Below are 20,278 nucleotides of genomic sequence, written 5' to 3'. Positions count from 1 at the left end.
GAGGACTGAAGACCGAGTCAGGAAATTCAGTTAGAGAATAGGGGAAAAAGGTTGAAATTTGCTTCCATCTCTCCACACTTCCGACACTCTCCCCATATTTTTAAATACATCCCAAATGGATTCTATATGACTTATGACTCCTGACTCCTAACTCCTGACTCCTGACTCCTAAATTCAACAGTTGTCAAAATTAAAATAAATGTGTAAGATAAAAGAATAACACGGGGCATTAACGGTTTCGACAGGGTGGTGAAATCTACTTTGTGATTCAGGTCGAGAGTGAGTCTTCTCTCGCAAATCCCGGGCTCAAAAAATAATAAGTGCAAACAACATTGTACCTTTTGCTCGTAAGCAAGTAGCTGTAGCTTAATTGCGAAAATACCTCTTATAGGTTCGAGCGTCTGTAATTTGACTCCGTTAAGGATTGCAGACCTAACCCCAACGGATGCACTGGTAAACTGCCTCTGGTCAGCTACTGGTTAAGACTTTACTAGAGAATCCCGCCATCCGGGATAATGGATGGTCCCGGCTCTGAGGGTTAACAAGAGCTAAACCTGTGAATGAGCGAAGAGTAAATAGCCATTTTGGACATGGGTTCAACTCCCATATGCTCCATTAAACAATAGACTTGTCGCTAAATAAAACCTGAAAAGTGGCAAAATAAAATTGTCAAATCGTGGGTTGCACCCATCAATCTATGCTACAATCAAGTAGAAATTCCAGAGTCCTACAGCAGTTAACATTAGGTGATCGTCTAAACCTTTGATCCGATTTCTGTAGATTGCTGTTGTTGCATTGTATCTTTTAACACCTGATATCGTGTGTTCACACTTGACACGAACTCTACTTTTTTCTCTGTTTGATTGTTTCTGTTTGTCTGTTAATTCTTTCTTTCTCGGCTTTTTCGTGGGTATTTTGATGTTAACAAATTCTTTCTGTAATCCCGCCATTGCCTGAATCCACATGAATTGTCACTTCATCTGGCACAAATTCTACCAATTTTTCTTCATCTAGTTGCCGAATGCCCATGCACCTTACCCTCTCGTGATGGGTGCATTGACTAGATTTTAGAAACCCTGGCAATTTCCTGCAAATACTGTAATGGTAGAAGATGAAAAAATCAAAAAAAGGAAATAGTAAAAAACTATGTCATGCCAGGGGAAAAGATTTGTAGCGTCAATGTGAATATCTTCAATCCCAATACCCTGAAAGAGAGCTTATCAAAGAAACCGGAGTCAGACTCAATAAATAACGAAAAAAAATGCTTACCATATTGGAACGGGTCATGTCAGGAAATGTCCAATCTATTGTGGTCACATACTAAAGATAGGTTCCTTTGATTTGGCTTCGATTTGCTCCAATGGTTATGTACCCTACACTCTGGCCAAATCCTGGTTCACAGCAGAGTTGAAGAATCTCCCTAACCGGAAATGATTGAAGACATCTTTTCAATCCTCCACTGTTTCTGAGCTAGATTGTATGGACTTTGAAAGTATTCATCTCAAATCTCTGCGTATCAGAGTTTACCCAGAAAAACATCTCCATCAAATTTGGAAAAAGTGGCTAGCAGCAAGTAGATATTGCTTTAATCAAGCCATAGCTAAAATGCGTAAACACGGCTTGATTTCTAAGTACGATTTGCGTAAAGTTGTATTGAACAATGAAAGTTTACCAGATTGGATAAAAGAATCACCATACCATCTTAAAGTCAACGCAATTTATGATGCTAATGCTGCGTTTAAAACTAGCCGTAAAAGTGGGACAAAACAGCCTAGTTGCGGAAAATTTCGTTCGATTAGAGACCGAATACAATCAATTAAATTTAGAGTCGAAGACTTTAAAAAAGGTACTTGGTTGCCATCCGCAACAAAAGGATTAAATATCCTTGCATCAGAAGTAATTCCTACTACTAATGTAGAATACCAACAAAAACAAAAAGGTGGGATATATAAAACTTGCGTGAGAGAACAGTCTTGGGATGCAGAAACCCAATTAGTTTATGATAAAAAACGCTGGTTTGCTGTATTTCCAAAAGATTTTAAACCTGAAATATCTAAAAGTCAATCCATCATAGCTTTAGACCCTGGTGTTCGCAGTTTTTTAACGGGATTTGATGGAGAAAAGTTTATTGATATAGGCAAGGGAGACATTACCAGAATATTTCGATTGGCACAGCATATTGATCGACTAATTTCTCACAAAACAGCGTTAAAAAGTCGTCAAAATAAGTACAAAAGACAGAGATTAAACAAAAAAATTAATAGGTTGTTTATTAGGATAAGAAATCTCATAGATGAAGTCCATAAAAAAGTAGCAAAATGGTTAACGACTGAGTACCGTGTCATCTTTATCCCCACTTTTGAGTCATCCCAAATGGTTGCCAAATCAGGAAAGAAGAAACGCAAACTGAACTCAAAAACAGTTCGCCAAATGCTCAATTGGGCACATTATCGTTTCAAACAAACTCTGAAGTTTCACGGTTTAAAACGAGGCGCAACCGTAATAGATGTAACTGAGGAATATACTTCCAAAACTTGTACAAAGTGCGGTCATGTTCACCAAAACTTAGGAGGTTCAAAGCATTTTAAATGTCCGCACTGCAGTCATTCAATTTCGACCCAGAATTTCTATATGAATTAATATCCAGATTTCTTGGTCGTTTAATAACCAAGCTTGAAATAATTTATCAGTATAACGTTTTTCTGTTGTAGCTGAAGCTGTAATTTGTTCTAGTTCTTTGTCTAGAGAAATTGGTGGTTTTTCCCAATTAATGGAGTTGTGAATTTCTTGGTAGAAAAAGCTGAGGAAAGATAGCAAATATTCAGATATTACTGCTTTCCAGGGTTCATCAGAATTGGCTGTTGTTTCTGTCATTTATTATTGACTTCCTCGTTTGATCAATATGAAAAATCCTTCAAAAGAATATCCTCATCACAACCATTCTGTCGGTTTAGCTCATGTCCATTTAGTCTGGATACCTCAAGGACGCAAAAAGCTTTTAGCGGGTTAAGTTAAAACCAGGTGAGGCAAAATTTTATGGGAAGTGACCACAGAAAAAGCTTGGTTAATCAAAGGATTAGAAATAGCTCCAGACCATGTTCATGTATTGGTAGAGCATGGCTGTGATGTGGCAATCCACAAAATAGTCAAAGCTTTAAAAGGCAGGTCTTCTCGATTGACGGGGTTACCAAACTCTTGAACTTCCTCCGTGTTCGTCAATCCTATCTAGACTAACTAACTCCTCAAAAAAACTACTGACTACTTAAAAATGAGGGTATATGTAGCAAAAACTTTATTATCTTTTTTTTTTGAGTTTAATACCCCGCTGTCTACACGGTGTTTACAATTGGTTGGGGTTTGAGTACCCATCCATTTTTTCTTCCTTCCTTCTTCCTTCTTCAATAGCTAATCTAAAAAATAAAAGCCCCTTTGTCAATGTTGACCAAGGGACAAATAACTATCAGGGTGCATCTACTAAACGTAGTATAACACCCGCAAGGGGTAAACCCCACTATTTGAGTAATTTAAAAAAAATATCATAAATTAAACAAAGCATAAGTTTCATTAAACTAAGCACCCAGATCTATCATACATAAAAAAAAAGCCCCTTTGTCAACATTGACAGAGGGACAGATAACTATCAGGGTGCATCTACTAAACGTAGTATAACCTCATTAAGGGGTAAAACCCCTCACTTATATATTTTTATTACTTATGCTACATATAAGAATTAATAATATTAATTGAAAGTTATTTTGCAGTAGTAAAAAAATAAAATGTACAACAATAATATTTTAATTAAAGTGTAACTTTAAAATAAGAAGATATATAAGGATTGGCATTCGAAGCGATAATGCTCCGCATCACTACCGCGATCGCCAACCCCGAGAGAAAAATATGTCCCATTATTTTGATATCCTAAAAACCAAGAGTCAAACTATTTAAACTATGCCTGTAGTAAACCCTCCCGCCATCATCAACTTTCCTCTAGCTGCCGTAGTCGGACAAGAAGCAATCAAACTAGCCCTATTGTTAACCGCCGTCGATCCGGAATTAGGAGGAGTTGCCATTGCTGGGCGTCGTGGTACTGCCAAATCAGTAATGGCCAGAGCGCTACATTCACTCCTACCTCCCATTGAAATTGTTCAAAATTCCATTAGTAACTGTAACCCTAACTATCCCGAAGAATGGGACGACCAACTATTAGAGCAGTATGCCGACCCCACGTCAGTAGAAGTTCTCACTGAAGTTATACCTGCACCTTTTATTCAAGTCCCTCTAGGAGTAACAGAGGATCGGTTATTAGGTTCTGTAGATGTGGAAAAATCAGTCACACAGGGAGAAACTGTTTTTCAACCAGGATTATTAGCATCAGCTCATCGAGGAGTATTATATGTAGACGAAATTAATTTGCTGGACGACAATATTGCCAATTTATTACTCACAGTATTAACAGAAGGGAGAAATCAGATAGAGCGGGAAGGTATTAGTTTTCAACATCCTTGTAAACCTCTATTTATCGCTACCTATAATCCAGAAGAAGGCCCATTGCGAGAACATTTGCTGGATAGAATAGCGATCGCCCTCTCAGCAGATATGGTTTTAGGTTTAGACCAACGAGTAGAGGCAGTAGAACAAGCTTTAGCTTATGCTAAATCTCCCCAAGCTTTTCTCGAACGATATGCAGAAGATATAGATAATCTCAAAACTCAGATTCTTTTAGCCAGGGAGTGGGTAAAAGATGTCACCATCACCAACGAACAAATCCAATATTTAGTAGAAGAAGCAATTCGTGGAGGCGTGCAAGGACATAGGGCAGAACTTTTTGCCGTGCGAGTGGCCAAAGCATCAGCAGCACTGGATGGACGGACAACAATTAATGCTGATGACTTGCGTCGGGCCGTGGAGTTAGTTATTGTGCCACGGGCAACAATAGTGCAAACTCCTCCAGAAGAGGAGCAACAACCGCCACCTCCACCACCACCCCCACCAGAAGACCAGTCTCAAGATGAGCAAGAGGAGGATGAGGATGAGGATGAGGAAAACCCGGAACCTCCAGAGGAAGAAGAGGCAAGTATTCCTGAAGAATTTTTGTTTGACCCGGAGGGAGTGGTGCTGGATGATAGTGTGCTGATGTTTGCTCAAACAGCAAACCGTCAAGGTAAGTCTGGTAGTCGGAGTGTGATTTTTTCTGAAGACCGGGGGCGTTATGTGAAGCCGATGTTGCCGAAGGGTCAGGTGCGACGTATTGCGGTTGATGCGACTTTGCGAGCTGCTGCTCCTTATCAGAAGTCTCGTCGCGAACGTCAGCCAAATCGTAAAGTGATTGTGGAACCTATTGATATGCGGGCAAAGCGGTTGGCAAGAAAGGCGGGTGCTTTGGTGGTTTTTGTGGTTGATGCTTCGGGTTCGATGGCGTTAAATAGGATGCAGTCGGCGAAGGGAGCGGTGATGCAGTTGTTGACGGAAGCTTATCAGAGTCGAGACCAGGTGTCGTTGATTCCTTTTCGAGGGGAACAAGCGGAGGTGTTGTTACCGCCTACTCGTTCGATAACTACAGCGCGACGACGTTTGGAAAAGATGCCTTGTGGTGGTGGTTCGCCTTTGGCCCATGGTTTGACTCAGGCGGTAAGAGTGGGTGTGAATGCCAAGCAGTCTGGTGATGTTGGGCAGGTGGTAATTGTGGCTATTACGGACGGACGCGGTAATATTCCGTTGGCGCGTTCGTTGGGTGAACCGATATTGGATGATGAGAAGCCGAATATTAAGGAAGAGTTGTTGGAAATTGCTGGTAAAGTTCGGGGTTTGGGGATTCAGTTATTGATGATTGATACTGAGAATAAGTTTGTTTCGACTGGGTTTGCCAAGGAGTTGGCGAAGCAAGCAGGGGGTAAGTATTATCATTTACCTAAGGCGACAGATCAAGCGATCGCTGCTATGACTCAGAATGCTCTCAAGGATGCTATTGGTTGAAAGGGAGATGGGGATATGGGGAGATGGGGGGATGGGGAGATAGGGAGATAGGGAGATGGGGATATGGGGATATGGGGAGATGGGGAGATAGGGATATGGGGATATGGGGATATGGGGGTAAATTTCAACCTTTTTCCCTATTTGATCAAAATAATATGGGTCGCGCAACCCTGCCTTTTAAGGCGATCGGGTTTTTGGAGAGTTGCTCACGCATCCCCGTTACAAAAATAACTTCTGTACGTCGCCCTACCGACGGCTCCCCTATCTGACTTCTGACTTCGTTAACACACATCCTATCTTTAACTTTTGTTGACAAACAGCCTCTTAATTTTACTCCTGATCGAATAGACATCTCCAGAAAAGATAGACTAGGGAGTAGGGAGCAGGGAGAAAGAATTGATGAATAAGAGTGGGATAATTGATTTGACTTTTTATTATTGGAGATGTTTAATTTCACTTCTAATATCAAGTCTCATTAATTAGCCATCATAAACAGGACTTACGCAGAATCACCTTAAAAACACCATATGTAGGGGGGAATGGTATTCGCCTTCAGTCAATATAGTGTATATGCGTAAGTCCTAATAAATTATACCAATTCCCAGGCATTAATGCTATACTTGAGTGACACTTCAGTTATTAAGTAATTAACACGAGTAGAATAACTTTTTTACTAATTTTAGCTTGCGTTAATGTTAATTATTCTTATTTTTACCGAATTATTAATTGTTGAAAATACCGATGCTACCGGACATGATATGATATGGCTCGCCAAGTCAAAGATTTCAATCCTTGGCTAATAGTTTAAGTCATCTATAAGATGACTCTTGAGGATTATGCCATCTTTTTCATCTTTTTATATTGTGGTTAATCAGTGCAACTTGATATAACTTCTGACTTCTGATTTCTGACTTCCGTGAAACGGTATAGGGTGCTAATTATCAAAAATGTGATCAGGCTTGTGTTAATTACTTAATAATTGAAGTGCTACTTAAGTATAGCATTAATGCCTGGGAATTGGTATTATGTATAGAACCCATTTGATAGCTATATAATACCAATTTGAAAAAAGAATGCTACAAAAAGGTAGATATTGATCGGATATACTTAAAAATCGCTGCTCCAGTTCATTTGAGATAGTTATATCTATCTTTTTTCCCTTTTTTTTTAAATTTACCCCTTCTTCCTTCTTCCCTCTTCCTTCTTTCTTACTTCTACCATTTGTAACAAACATTTATCAAATTGGTATAATTATGGTAGTCAAGTCTTTTCGCGCATCAATGAGTGAGGAAAAATCATATGAAGGAGTGTTGCATTTTTTGTATGATCACGAACCCACATCTTCCCTCCTGTCTCCTGTCTTCTGTCTCCTGTCTCCTAGCTAAAAAAACTTGATATTTATGAAGATACGCTTAGGGGTTCTATAGACGTTTTAGAAAAGTTCCTTACAAGGGTTAGAGAAAAGATTTATTTATTTGCTGGATATGTCTACACCTCTAATATTATGTCCGGTTGAATAGTTATAAATAACTAGAGAGGAGTCACAAGTCACGAGCCAGGAGTCAGGAGGGAAAAAGAAGGAAGAAAAAGAAATGAAGGGGAAATAGAAGAGGAGAAAATTTTTTCATCACTAATTATCCGGACATGATATAACCTGAAATATTTATTGTCTATAATAATAAAAATACATTGCTGATTAAACTACTTCTATGACCAAAAAGTAAGGTCTCAAGACTCCTTTTTTCATGGGGATGAAAAAAAAATAAACTTGAGTATTTCAAGCCTCCTACTTCAGATTTGAGGTACTGATAACTGATAACTAAAATGACCTAACTATATCCATAAGTAGGAGATAAGTTATGTATAATAATTATAATATATTATATATACCAGTTTTAAATAAATTAATGAATATTTTAGGTAAAAATCGCCATACTCCTAGAGAAAATCTACAATGGAGTGAACGTATCACTATTACTCAAGGCGATATTATTTCTCAGCAAGTAGAGGCAATTGTTAATCCAACTAACAATAATCTCCGCAGTTACGGACTATGTACAAAAATTCATCAAGTAGCAGGAGAAGCACTCACAAGTGCAACCAGACAAATAGAATGGCTCGATATCAGTGAAGCTAAAATTACTAAAGGCTATCAACTCAAGGCTTCGTATATCATTCACACTTGTGCCCCCGTTTGGGATAAAACTAATAGCAAAACCTCTAGTCAACAGTTAGCTCAATGTTATCATAACTGTCTGGAGGTAGCAGCAAAAAATCAAATTAATACTCTAGCTTTTCCCTGTATCAGCACGGGAATGCGTGGGTTTCCCAGAGATTGGGCTGCAAAAATAGCCATGACAGAAGTGGTGAAATTTTTGCAACACAACTCTCTCCCCTGGAAAATAATTTTTGTCTGTCGCGAGTCGAATGATTACGAACAATATCAAGCACATCTACCAACTGATATAACTTCTCCCACTTCTTCCTCACAAACTCAAGTTCCAATATCTCAAAAGTTAATTGCTCAAATTGAATGTCAGCGTAGAGTCGCTATTATTGGGAGTACCTCATTTTGGGGTGTGACTACCGAGGCAATATGCAAAGCTACTGGTAGACAACTGGCAACATTAGAAAATTTAGCTCTGTTGACTGGTGGAGTTATGGGTGTACCCGAAGCAGTATCCCTGAGTTTCTGGCGAGAGCATCAACAGCAAAATAAATCTGCCCCAGTTTACCATATTCAGCCTACTGGATTTGAACCGTGGGAATATGGTGTAAATCTTTATGGAGGTAAAACTCTATCTGAGCGCCGAGAAATTCTGGCTCAGATGGCATCAATATATGTACTTATTGAAGGTGGACCGGGAGCTAAACAGGAGGCTGAAATTGCAGTGGCAGCAGGTGCGGTGGTGATTCCGGTAGGACTAACGGGAGGTTTTGCTAAGGAACTTTATCAAAAAATGTCTCGCCCTTACTATATACCTTCCCAGTTGTGGCAAAAATTGGGGGAAGGCTATATTTCATCGGAAACAGTGGCAGAAGCGATCGCGCAAATTATTGAAAAAATCTGGCAACGTCCCAAAGATGTGATGTTTAACCCTGAAAAAAAATCTGTAACCGATCTAGAATTGCGATCGGCACTAGGGGTTAACTACCGGAAGTTGCGAGATTTATTGGCAGCATCTCAATGGCAAAAAGCAGACTGGGAAACTTTCCGCTTGTTTTGTGAAATTGCCTTGAGAGTAGAAGTACAAAAAGGTGTTAAGGAAATTCGGGAAATTTTGAAGACAATTGACAAACATACTCAACCAGATAGATTTCGCGAACTCACTGACTTGCTGCAACATTACCAGACAATGTTTCACAGTATTCATCAACAGGAGTTTCCCTCTTGTTCGCTTTATGGTTATCTTCCTGGTTGCCTCAATTGGAAATTTATTAATAAATTGCCTTTACTAGATTTACAAACAATTGATTTACTCTGGATGGTATATTCTTGTGGGCATTTTGGTTTCAGCGTGCAGGAAAGAATTTGGCTAACATTATTTACTCAGGATGAGGCGAAGGTAGAGGAAAATTTTATCAGTTGTGTAGGACGTGGTTATTCTCAAGGTGGAGATGCTTATCAGGAGGATGAAAATTTTACCCTGAATTCTCCAGAGGGGTTGTTACCTTGGCTCAACTGGTATGATAGTGAGGGTAATCTTCACGGTATAGAATGTGATGGGAAGTTACGTTATTTGACGGGTGGGTTTGCTCGGAAGGGTTTTATGAGAAAGCTATGGCAAGAGAGAATTCGGAAAAGGTTGGAAGTGGGAGATAATGATTTTTCTAATTGCGTACTAAGTGGTTTAAATTTGCAGGGTTTGAATTTTCAAGGTGCTAATCTCAGGGGTGCCGATCTACAGAATGCTAATTGTGAGGGGGCAGTATTTGCTGAGGCCGATCTTAGAGGTGCTAATTTAGTAGGAGCCAAATTTTCAGTAGGAGCTTTGCAAGAGGCAGTTATCGACCGGAGTGATATGTGCAGTCGTCAATGGTTGAAATCTTATACTATTCTAATTGTTGATGATTCTATTATAGTTCGTCAACTTTTGAGTACGACTTTTACTAATGCTGGTTATGAGGTGGAAATTGCTAGAAATGGAGTAGAAGCTTGGGAAAAATTACAAAATAATTTACACGTTGACTTGATTTTATTAGATCTAGAAATGCCGAGAATGGATGGTTATGAACTAACTAAAAAAATCAGAAATGATGCTAAGTTGAAAAATATATTAATCGCTATTTTGACTAATCGTGCTATTGCTAGAAATAAACAGAAAAAAATTCAGGAAGAATTTAATTATTGTTGTTATTTGAACAAACCTTTGACTGAGGAAAAAGTGTTAGAAACTATCAATAATATTTTGAACAAATGTGTGAAGCATGAGACTATTTTAATTGTGGATGATTCTATTACTGTTCGCGAACTTTTGAGTATGACTTTTATCAAAGCTGGCTATCAGGTAGAAGTAGCAAAAGATGGGTTAGAAGCTTGGAAGAAATTGCAAAATAATTTACAGGTTGATTTGATTTCATTAAATATAGAAATGCCGAGGATGAGTGGTCAAGAGTTAGCTTTGAAAATTAGAAAAGACTCTAAGTTACAAAATGTACCAATAGTTTTTATGACTTCTCGGGGAGCATCCAGAATGGGCGTACAAATTGAACAATTAGTTAACAATTGTGCTTATATGACAAAACCTTATGTTGAAGAAAAGGTATTAGATATTGTAAAAAGTTTATTGAAGAACTAGTCAGGAGTCATTTCAGTTATCAGTTAGCCTCCTATGGTCAGAACTGCGTTAACAGTACCTCTAGTTAAAGTCAGAGGCTTGAAATATTGAACTTGATTTTCTCTTGGTCGATTAGATATCGCGAGGTTTCCTCGCCATCTCTCGACCGCTTTTTCATCCCCTTGAAAGAGGAGGCTTGAGACCTTATTTTTTGCTCAGGATAAAGAAAGGATGAGAGTGGGAATTATCTAGGGATATTGCGACATTTTATTTATTAATTATTCGGTAATACTTTTAACGATAATAGGAATGAAGTAAAATACTTATATCATGTCCCGTTAATTAGCGACAATAAAGTTTTTGTTTGTAGTTGGGCTTTAGCCCTTACAATACTTATATTATTGCTAGAGAAAACTACAAGCCTAATTAGGGCTTGCTGAATAAATCTCAAAGCATTTACAGGTAAAGGTTTTAGATTTTTTCGGTCTTGAAAAAGTACCTGGTTTTCAGCACTCCATGCATGAGCATGGAGTGTATTTTGGGCGAGAGTTGGGCAAAAAAATTCTCCCCTACTTCCCTACTCCCCCGCTCTCCTACTCCTTAAAAAAGACTTTTTCAGCAAACCCTAATTATAACTTTTCTACCGAATATCATATAAATTCAAGAGATAACACTAGAAACGGAGCAAAAATTTGGAATATTTATTCAACATTTAGAGGAGAACATTTTTATTATACTTAATCGTCCAGACATAGTATATTATTCCTAATGATAAGTATTTCCTACGGACTGCTGCGCAAACAGTCGTCAGCTATCAGCTATCAGCTTCATTAACTTGAATTGTATGGTTTAAAAACTCAAAACAAGTCTTTTTTGTGCTTCAATTTGTGGGTAGAAAATGTAGTATAAGTTAAACGAATTTTTACTTAATTCATTAAAAAGCTGTTTGCGCAGCATTCCTTAGGAAGAGCTAACTGCTAATAGCTATTTGCGCAGCATTCCGCAGGAAATACTTACTTCCTAATTTACCATCTTCCCGTTCCCTATTCTCTATTATCGCAGTCGCCATTACTGTATTTGACAGATCAAAAGCTTAAAACTCAGACAACACAATATTTTTCCTTCTCTCCTAGATAACTAAAGCCTTCTTTCTTCTCTCCTAGATAACTAAAGCCTTCTTTCTTCTCTCCTAGATAACTAAAGCCTTCTTTCTTCTTTCTTGTCCTATATAAATAAAATTATTTACTCCAATAACACTATGAAACTTTTACTAAATTATTTCACAATTATAATCAGCTTATTTTCCCTGCAAAATTTAGCTTTAGCAGAAACAAATACTCTAGAAAATCAACCTCAAAAACCTCCGTCAGTAAAAATATTTCCTACGAATTTTCAGCCAGAAACACCATATCAAAAATTAGCAGAAGCAGACCGACTTTATTTAGCAGGAGAAACAGCAGCAGCAGAAAAACTTTACCGAGAAGTAAAAGAACCATTTTCTGAAGATATTGAAGCTAAAATTAATCGCCCTAAACCAATTTATGAACCTACAGAATTACCAGTAACAGCTCAAGTTTATTGGCGACAAGTACAAGAAGGATTAGCTAAAAATCTAGAGACTCAAATATTTATAGCTTTAGAATTATTAGTCAAAGAATATCCTGAATTTATTCCAGCTCATATTAAACTTGCAGAAGTATTAAAAGCTGATGAACAAACAGAATTATCCTTAGAAATATTACATCAAGCAGCGAGTTTATATCCCAACGAACCAGAATTAATGAAAGCTCAAATTACTGCTCTAGCAAATGAAAAAAAATGGTTAGAAGCAACTTTATCTGCCCAACAATTTGCTTTAATGAATCCCGAACATTCCCAAGTTGATGAATTTAATCAATTAGCAGAAACCTATAGAAAAAAATTTCAGTCTCAACTCAAATCAAAATTAAGAGGAAATACAATTGCTAATGTTGTGACTGGTGCTTTAGGAGTAGCTCTTACTGGTAATCCATTTGCTGCTATGAATGCTGTTCAAACAACAGCATTAATGCTCCGAGGAGAATCAAAAATTGGCAAAAATTTAGCAAAATCTGCCACTAAAAGTTTACCTATGGTTGAAGATGAAACAATTCTTGAATATATTGATACTATCGGACAAAAACTTGCAAAAATGACTGGTAGAGACGAGTTTGAATATCAGTTTTATATAATTAATGATGAAAATCTTAATGCTTTTGCTTTGCCTGGTGGGCAAATATTTATTAATTTAGGAGCAATCGTTAAAACAAATTCTGAAGCAGAATTAGCAGGTTTACTTGCTCACGAATTAGCTCATACTGTATTATCTCATGGATTTCAGTTAATGTCTGAAGGTAATTTAATTGGTAGTGTTACTCAATATATTCCTTATGCGGGTGGTGTAGTTAGTAATTTAATTGTACTTAACTATAGTAGAGAAATGGAACGTCAAGCAGATGTATTAGGAACGCGAATTTTAGTATCAGCAGATTATGCAGCAGATGGGGTAAGAAATTTAATGAAGACTCTGAATGAAGACACAGAAGATAGAGGTATTATTGCTTGGTTATCTACTCATCCAGAGACAGCAGAAAGGGTACGTTATTTAGAAGAGTTAATTGTTAATAGTGGTTATAATCGTTATGCTTATGAAGGAGTAATATATCATGCGAAAATTCAGGAAAAAGCTAAAGCATTATTAGTAGAAAAGAAAAAAGATTTTTCAGGAATTTAGATAGGGAATATTCAGCAATTAATAATTAATAATTAATAATTAATAATTAATTATTACCCTTTTAATATCACTCATTATCCTGACATGATATAGCAGTCGAAGGAAAAGACGCGGACATATCAAAAGCTTAAAACTTCGAGAACGCCAGATTTTTCCTTCCCTCCTAGATAACTAAAACCTTCCTTCCTTCTTCCTTCTTCCTTCTTCCTTCTTCCTTCTTCCTTATTTAGAGGAGTTAATTGTTAATAGTGGTTATAATCGTTATGCTTATGAAGGAGTAATATATCATGCGAAAATTCAGGAAAAAGCTAAAGCATTATTAGTAGAAAAGAAAAAAGATTTTTCAGAAATTTAGATAGGGAATATTCAGCAATTAATAATTAATAATTAATAATTAATAATTAATTATTACCCTTTTAATATCACTCATTATCCTGACATGATATAGCAGTCGAAGGAAAAGACGCGGACATATCAAAAGCTTAAAACTTCGAGAACGCCAGATTTTTCCTTCCCTCCTAGATAACTAAAACCTTCCTTCCTTCTTCCTTCTTCCTTCTTCCTTCTTCCTTCTTCCTTATTTAGAGGAGTTAATTGTTAATAGTGGTTATAATCGTTATGCTTATGAAGGAGTAATATATCATGCGAAAATTCAGGAAAAAGCTAAAGCATTATTAGTAGAAAAGAAAAAAGATTTTTCAGAAATTTAGATAGGGAATATTCAGCAATTAATAATTAATAATTAATAATTAATAATTAATTATTACCCTTTTAATATCACTCATTATCCTGACATGATATAGCAGTCGAAGGAAAAGACGCGGACATATCAAAAGCTTAAAACTTCGAGAACGCCAGATTTTTCCTTCCCTCCTAGATAACTAAAACCTTCCTTCCTTCTTCCTTCTTCCTTCTTCCTTTTTCCTTCTTCCTTCTTTAAAAAATTAATTCGACTTACCATCACTACCTAAATATTCTCGGTAGGAACAAATTTTATCTCCTCTCACATCAAAAGAAACTGCTACTCGATTTTTATAAGCTTTTCCCCACATCGGACCTTCATCCCGAAATTCAAATACTACTGTTGTTTTGTTGCTAGTAATATTGTCTAAAGAAGTAATTAACAGTCCTTCACTATAAGCTTCAGAAACATACTGAAAAAATTCTCTAGCGCGGTCTTTTCCTTCGTTTAAACCATGAAATTTTCCTACAGGAAACCAAAAGGTAAAGTCATCAGTAAGCATATCCAAAAATGCTTCCCATTCTCCAGTTGCTAAACCATGAGTAAATTTATCAAATGCCTTTTTAGCAACGGTAATTGTGTTTATTTCTGTTTGAGTCATTGTGGATTTTTACAACAATTATATTTGTATATAGCGCTACGCGCTAGGGAATAGGGAATGTAAGAATTTCCTGCGGAATGCTGCGCAAACAGCTATTAGCTGTCAGCTCTCAGCTCTCAGCAATAAGACTATCCACTTAAAGACAGTGTTTAAATGAATATAAACTTTAAAGTCAAGGAAGCCGACTTTCATATTAAGGTTTAATTATAGCTCAATTGATTAACCTTTTATCGCACGCCAAAAACAATAATAGCAATTATTTGTATGAAGTAAAGATATCTTGTTAGGTATTTACCTTATGAAGCTAACTGATAACTGATAACTGATAACTGAAATGACCTACTCCCTGATTTATAAGTATTCAAGAGAACATCATATTAGAGATTTAAGAAATAAGCTCAACTTAAACAATCTAAAAATTTAAAATACTTTATAAATAACAGCCCCTGTTTCGGGGTGATTATCCATTTCCAATAAGCCCTCTTTATATAATTTTTTTAATAGTTCTTTCATTTCTGGTACTGTTTTATTTGTAGCGATGATACAATCTGCTATTGAAATTCCATCTGGATTTTCCTTAGCTAGTTGGAGAATAATTTGTGTATCTGATTTTGGAGGATTAGTCTCTAACATTCTCACTATTTGTTCTTGAGGAAAATAATTATATATATCCCCAGAATCTAATTGTTTCTTGAAATTTTTGAGATTTTTCTGTTCTACCATTCCAGGAATAAAGAAGACATCAAAAAATTGACCAATTCCTAATAAACCCGCAGTAGCTAACCACAAACTACCAGTTACATATTTCCCAGAATAAAATCTATGTAATCCGCAAATACCTAAGAAACCAGAACACCATAAAAGGTAAGCCATACCTGTATTTTTAGTTTCATATACTTTGGAATTATTAATAATTTTAGATTTGTTCATTTTTTTACTCACCATCTAAATAAAAACCTTATATGAACTTTATATCTGACTCAATTATAGAATTCTTACACTATAGAAAACTTCACCCAATTAGATGAATTAACCTGAAATTTTTATCTTTTTCTTTTGGGTTTAATACCCCGCCGTCACTTGCGGTGTTTACAATTGGTTGGGGTTTGAATCCCCATCCACTTCTTCCTTCTTCAATTTAAATATAACGAACTAAACTAGAATCTATATTTTCGATCTTAGCACAGCCACTCAATGCCATTGCCACTTCTAATTCATCGCGCAATAACTCCAACAAATGATACACCCCTTCTTCTCCATTCACTGCTAGTCCCCACAAAACCGGACGTCCAATTAAAACACTTTTTGCCCCTAATGCTAATGCTTTAAGAATATCTGTACCCCGGCGTATACCTCCATCCATCAGTACATCAACTTGATGTCCCACTGCTGCAACTACTTCTGGGAGAGCATCAAGAGTGGCGATCGCTCCATCTAACTGCCTACCTCCATGATTAGAAACAATAATGCCTTTTGCCCCATGTTCTACAGCTCGAATGGCATCATCTCCCCGCAAAATTCCTTTAACTACTACAGGTAATGATGTCAATGACTGCAACCAGTCTATATCTCCCCAGGTAAGATCTGGATCTAATTGATTGGCAAAATAAGCAAATAACCCAGACTCATCTTCACTCTGAGGAATCTCTAAATTTGCCATCGACGTTAAATTAGCTAATTCCATGTCAGATGGTAAAGTAAACTTATTTCGGCGGTCGCGTTCTCTTCTGCCCAAAATTGGCGCATCAACTGTCAAGCATAATGCTTGATAACCTGCAGCTTCAGCTCTTTCTACTAAAGCACGAGTTAGAGCGCGGTCGCGATGTACATAAAGTTGAAACCAAAAATTTTTTGGCACATTTGGAGCTAATGCCACATCTTCTAAACTTTTAGTGGACATGGTACTTAATACCATTATTGTACCTAAATCTGCTGCTACTCTTGCTGTTGCTAATTCTCCTTCTGGATGTGCTAAACATTGAAAGGCCATAGGGGCGATTAAAATTGGCATTTTAATATGTTGTCCCAGAATTTTTGTAGTTAAATTTCGCTGGCTAACATTTACTAACATTCGAGGTCGTAGTTTATATCGTTCATAAGCAATACGATTATCTTGCAAAGTAATTTCATCCCATGCGCCACTAGCATAATAATCTCGTGCCATTTGAGATAAATTTTGTATTGCTAAAGATCCATACTCGAAGATATTAATTGGTTTGTTCATTATTGTTGGTAATTGGTAATGATTAAATGTTGAAGAAGGCAGAAGGCAGAAGGAAAAATTGCTTATGGATAGTCAACGACCGGCAACTCCGTGTCTGATAACCCTAAGCAACTTTAAGCTCCCTGGTTGACGGTGGGGTATTAAACCCGCAAAAAAAATGGTAATTTTCAACAGTTTAAATAGTGCTTATAAGTCTGATGCTGTAGAGGATAAAAAACTGTCTAGCATCTAATTAAAAAAAAGGCTGTTTTGCATAAATTTAACGCGAATACTCACTACTAAATTTCGTCATTTCAGTTATCAGTTAGCCTCCTATAATCGGAACTACAAAATTCAGTACCTCTTGCTTCAACTAGAGGCTTTAAATCTAGAATATTCTCTTTTTTTATCCCCTTAAAATGGGAGATTATTGACCATAATTTTTCGGTCATAACTAATTATCAAAATATTATAAATTTTGGATAAAAAATTAATTTATATTATATAGCAATCAGGAATCAGATGTAAAAATTGAAGTGTTCCTTTCAAGTATAGAATATAGCAGTTATCTTAACTTCATATATATTCGTTTTTTTCTTCCCTGTTCCCTGTTCTCTGTTCCCTGTTCCCTAAAACTCTCCAATATCTCACAACTCAAATCATATTGCTATATCATAATATTGTCCTATTTAGAATATATTGCTTATTAAACAAAATCATGGTCAATTTGAATACTAACGATCGTCTGAAGCGAGAGATACTAACAAATTCTCAAATAATTGCTGTGGTGGGTCATTCTGATCAACCAATTCGTACTAGCTATCAAATTGCTAGATTTTTACGAGATGTAGGTTATAAAATTTATCCTGTTAATCCAGTAGTTAAAGAAATTGATGGTCAACGTAGTTATGCTGCTTTAACAGATATTCCTGAACCTGTGGATATTGTTAATGTATTCCGCCGTTCTGAATATTTACCAGAAATAGTAGACTCAGCGATCGCTATTCATGCAAAAACTATTTGGACTCAGCTAGGTGTTAAAGATTGGCAGTCAGCAAATAAAGCATTAGATGCAGGTTTAAATTTAGCAATGGATGTTTGTATTAAGGTTGAGTATTTGAGACTTCTTGGCTAATTATTTTCTGATTTTTATCTAGTGCAAGATGGCGGAAATAACTTACCAGTTACAAAATTCTCAAACAATTACAAATCAATTCTTTTGACTTTTAACTTTTGACTTTTAACTTCCGCGTATCGGCACGAGTCTTTTGCCCAGAAAAAGTAAAAATCCATAGGCAATTAAATTTTCACCAATTAGTTCAAAAAGTTCTTCAAAAGCAATGCGAATGTTTTCAATAAAACTCATTAAAAAATCTTGTGTAAATAATAAACTGAGCAAAGGTTGAGCAATATCTTTAAAAATTTCAGCTCCAAATCCTCCAATGGCAAAAATCAACATTCCTAGTAGTGCTAAAAAAGTTTCTCGACGATAGGAACGCCACAAGAATTGTAGGTCTGAGTAAAAGACAATCAAAGGCATAATAAAAATAATTATATATATTTGCAGCCAACCACGTTCGCCTAACCAAGGAATCCAGTTTTTTAGTTGTAGATGAATTTTAAATACTTCATCAATAGCACCATAAATTAAGAGTAGAGCAAAGGTTAATTTAAACCAATGAGAAGGGGGAATTTGAGAATGCCATTCTTTGAACAGTAATATCAAAGGGATCAATCCAATTATCAATAAATGTAATGCTTGTAATAGAGAAGAAATATTCATTTGACTGTTCATATCAAACAGGGGATATGATTTACCACTAATTAAGATACTGCCAAGATAAATTATAACTAATAAAAGTTCAAAAATAATGAAGCCAACTAGCAGGAAATTTAGAGTTTTTTGGTATGGCGATTTCTGAAAGTTGTTAAGGTCGAACATTATGATTAAACTCTTTAGTATTTAAACTCTTTATCAGAAAAAAAATACAACAGATTCGGTACTATATGAGGTACAAATATTAAAGAAGACCTCCCACTTAACGGCGAGGATTCAATAAAGTTTTTGTAGTGCGGGCATTTTGTCCGCTGTACCTCACTGATATGAAAAATGCTGTATATAGCAGTCTTAAATAATTTGTAAAAAATCCAGACTCATACATAAAAAGTCAGAAAGCCATACCTCTATTGCCTAATTTAAAGCTATTTTCTGCACAACTCAAATAGAGATACTATATAACAATACTTTCTATCTTGATTATTGTAGATAAGTATATAGGTATTAAGGACAAACCCTGAAAGGCTGGTATACTTTCAGTAGTTAACTACACATTACATACATAAGTAGTCCATGCAGAATGTGTAAAACGTCCAATCCATAAGTAGAGAGTATTCAACTCTTATACCAATTCCCATGCATTATTGCTATACTTAGGCAATACTTCAGTTGTCAACTAATCAGCACAAGCAAAATCACTTTGCATGCTAATTTCAGCTGGCGAATGATGTTAATTGCAGCACAACAAATATTGAGAACTGTAGCTGAATCATTTAGGTCTTATTATGGTCTTATTATTGCCTATAGTCAAGGAAAAGTATCAGATAGACCAAGGATTCCTAACTACAGAAAAAAAGGGGGAATGACTACAGTTAGTTACCCCAAGCAAGCACTAAAACTTAAAGGTAATCAAATTAGAGTACCACGCTTGTAATACTTGTAAGCGCTGGTTTGGTCTAGATTGCTTTTATATTCCTATGCCGAGTAATCTCGAATTTTTATCTATTAAAGAACTGAGAATATTACCGAGAAACAAATGTTTTTATTGGGAGTTTGTCTATGAAAAAGAAGTAATAGTTAAACCTCAGTTAAATCAAGACAATGTATTAGGAATTGACCATGGTGTAAATAATTGGTTGACCTGTGTATCGAATGTAAGTACGAGCTTGATAGTAGATGGTAAACATCTCAAATCAATGAATCGTTGGTACAACAAACAGATATCAACTATCAAAGAAAATAAACCGACTGGATTTTGGTCAAATAAACTAGCTGCAATTACAGAAAAGCGTAACCGCCAAATGCGTGACGGTATCAATAAAGCAGCCAGAATAGTCATTAATCATTGTTTAAAAAATCAGCTCGGTACAATTGTTTTTGGTTGGAATAAAGGTCAGAAAAATCAAATAGAATTAGGAAAAAAAAGTAATTCAGAATTTGTACCAATTCCCA

17 protein-coding genes and 1 other RNA gene are annotated in these 20,278 nt (G+C 36.2%); 10 read left to right on the top strand and 8 right to left on the bottom strand.

Features of this window, described 5'->3' with window-relative positions; translation table 11 throughout:
- Nucleotides 1-223: 223 nt before the first annotated feature.
- Nucleotides 224-618, top strand: a transfer-messenger RNA (tmRNA) gene (gene ssrA, locus F6K23_RS28210).
- A gap of 77 nt (nt 619-695) precedes the next feature.
- Here the strand turns inward: ssrA and F6K23_RS28205 are convergent.
- Together F6K23_RS28205 and F6K23_RS28200 are read right to left on the bottom strand one after the other, a co-directional pair.
- Nucleotides 696-950, bottom strand: a complete 255-nt coding sequence (locus tag F6K23_RS28205; RefSeq protein WP_293161939.1) for a transposase family protein — start codon at nt 948-950, stop codon at nt 696-698.
- Nucleotides 922-1,083, bottom strand: coding sequence for a hypothetical protein (locus F6K23_RS28200; RefSeq protein ID WP_293161937.1), 162 nt, complete (start codon nt 1,081-1,083; stop codon nt 922-924). The genes F6K23_RS28205 and F6K23_RS28200 overlap by 29 nt, the downstream gene beginning before the upstream one ends.
- A gap of 396 nt (nt 1,084-1,479) precedes the next feature.
- On the opposite strand from F6K23_RS28200, the gene F6K23_RS28195 reads away from it, so the two are divergent.
- Nucleotides 1,480-2,640 (top strand): transposase, encoded by a 1,161-nt coding sequence (locus F6K23_RS28195; RefSeq protein ID WP_293161936.1) that lies wholly within the window; start codon nt 1,480-1,482, stop codon nt 2,638-2,640.
- On the opposite strand, the gene F6K23_RS28190 is transcribed toward F6K23_RS28195, so the two are convergent.
- Nucleotides 2,608-2,874: a hypothetical protein gene (locus F6K23_RS28190; protein ID WP_293161935.1), complete on the bottom strand. Its 267-nt coding sequence runs from the start codon at nt 2,872-2,874 to the stop codon at nt 2,608-2,610. The two genes, F6K23_RS28195 and F6K23_RS28190, sit on opposite strands and share 33 nt — an antisense overlap.
- Nucleotides 2,875-3,031: 157 nt before the next feature.
- Between F6K23_RS28190 and F6K23_RS28185 the strand changes: the two genes are divergently transcribed.
- The 5 genes from F6K23_RS28185 to F6K23_RS28165 all read left to right on the top strand — a co-directional run bounded on the left by F6K23_RS28185 (nt 3,032) and on the right by F6K23_RS28165 (nt 13,503).
- Nucleotides 3,032-3,199, top strand: coding sequence for a transposase (locus tag F6K23_RS28185; protein WP_293162007.1), 168 nt, complete (start codon nt 3,032-3,034; stop codon nt 3,197-3,199).
- Nucleotides 3,200-3,948: 749 nt separating this feature from the next.
- Complete coding sequence (gene bchD / locus F6K23_RS28180; RefSeq protein ID WP_293161933.1) at nt 3,949-5,973, top strand: magnesium chelatase ATPase subunit D; 2,025 nt, start codon at nt 3,949-3,951, stop codon at nt 5,971-5,973.
- A 23-nt stretch (nt 5,974-5,996) separates the two neighbouring features.
- Nucleotides 5,997-6,242 (top strand): hypothetical protein, encoded by a 246-nt coding sequence (locus F6K23_RS28175; RefSeq protein WP_293161931.1) that lies wholly within the window; start codon nt 5,997-5,999, stop codon nt 6,240-6,242.
- Nucleotides 6,243-7,832: 1,590 nt separating this feature from the next.
- Nucleotides 7,833-10,772, top strand: coding sequence for a response regulator (locus F6K23_RS28170; RefSeq protein ID WP_293161929.1), 2,940 nt, complete (start codon nt 7,833-7,835; stop codon nt 10,770-10,772).
- 1,237 nt (nt 10,773-12,009) lie between these two features.
- Nucleotides 12,010-13,503 (top strand): M48 family metallopeptidase, encoded by a 1,494-nt coding sequence (locus F6K23_RS28165; RefSeq protein ID WP_293161927.1) that lies wholly within the window; start codon nt 12,010-12,012, stop codon nt 13,501-13,503.
- 829 nt (nt 13,504-14,332) lie between these two features.
- Here the strand turns inward: F6K23_RS28165 and F6K23_RS28160 are convergent.
- From F6K23_RS28160 to F6K23_RS28145, 4 genes are all read right to left on the bottom strand, one after another.
- Nucleotides 14,333-14,464 carry a hypothetical protein gene (locus F6K23_RS28160; protein WP_293161925.1) on the bottom strand — a complete coding sequence of 44 codons (132 nt, stop codon included), beginning with the start codon at nt 14,462-14,464 and terminating at the stop codon, nt 14,333-14,335.
- Nucleotides 14,448-14,846, bottom strand: coding sequence for a nuclear transport factor 2 family protein (locus F6K23_RS28155; RefSeq protein ID WP_287525047.1), 399 nt, complete (start codon nt 14,844-14,846; stop codon nt 14,448-14,450). Before F6K23_RS28155 ends, F6K23_RS28160 begins: the two co-directional genes overlap by 17 nt.
- 420 nt (nt 14,847-15,266) lie before the next feature.
- Nucleotides 15,267-15,776, bottom strand: a complete 510-nt coding sequence (locus F6K23_RS28150; RefSeq protein ID WP_293161923.1) for an NINE protein — start codon at nt 15,774-15,776, stop codon at nt 15,267-15,269.
- A 208-nt stretch (nt 15,777-15,984) separates the two neighbouring features.
- Nucleotides 15,985-17,070 carry an alpha-hydroxy acid oxidase gene (locus tag F6K23_RS28145; protein ID WP_293161921.1) on the bottom strand — a complete coding sequence of 362 codons (1,086 nt, stop codon included), beginning with the start codon at nt 17,068-17,070 and terminating at the stop codon, nt 15,985-15,987.
- A 697-nt stretch (nt 17,071-17,767) separates the two neighbouring features.
- On the opposite strand from F6K23_RS28145, the gene F6K23_RS28140 reads away from it, so the two are divergent.
- Entirely contained in the window at nt 17,768-18,184 is a 417-nt protein-coding gene (locus F6K23_RS28140; protein WP_293161919.1) for a CoA-binding protein, read from the top strand.
- Nucleotides 18,185-18,289: 105 nt separating this feature from the next.
- On the opposite strand, the gene F6K23_RS28135 is transcribed toward F6K23_RS28140, so the two are convergent.
- Nucleotides 18,290-18,832, bottom strand: coding sequence for a hypothetical protein (locus F6K23_RS28135; protein ID WP_293161917.1), 543 nt, complete (start codon nt 18,830-18,832; stop codon nt 18,290-18,292).
- A 694-nt stretch (nt 18,833-19,526) separates the two neighbouring features.
- Between F6K23_RS28135 and F6K23_RS28130 the strand changes: the two genes are divergently transcribed.
- Complete coding sequence (locus F6K23_RS28130) at nt 19,527-19,760, top strand: hypothetical protein (RefSeq protein ID WP_293161915.1); 234 nt, start codon at nt 19,527-19,529, stop codon at nt 19,758-19,760.
- 43 nt (nt 19,761-19,803) lie between these two features.
- A partial coding sequence (locus tag F6K23_RS28125) for a transposase (RefSeq protein ID WP_293161913.1) occupies nt 19,804-20,278 on the top strand: 475 nt, incomplete at its 3' end.

This window comes from Okeania sp. SIO2C9, from assembly GCF_010672455.1.
Classification (GTDB): domain Bacteria; phylum Cyanobacteriota; class Cyanobacteriia; order Cyanobacteriales; family Microcoleaceae; genus Okeania.
The sequence above is the reverse complement of the archived record's forward strand: the minus strand, read 5'-3'. Positions and strand labels throughout refer to the sequence as shown.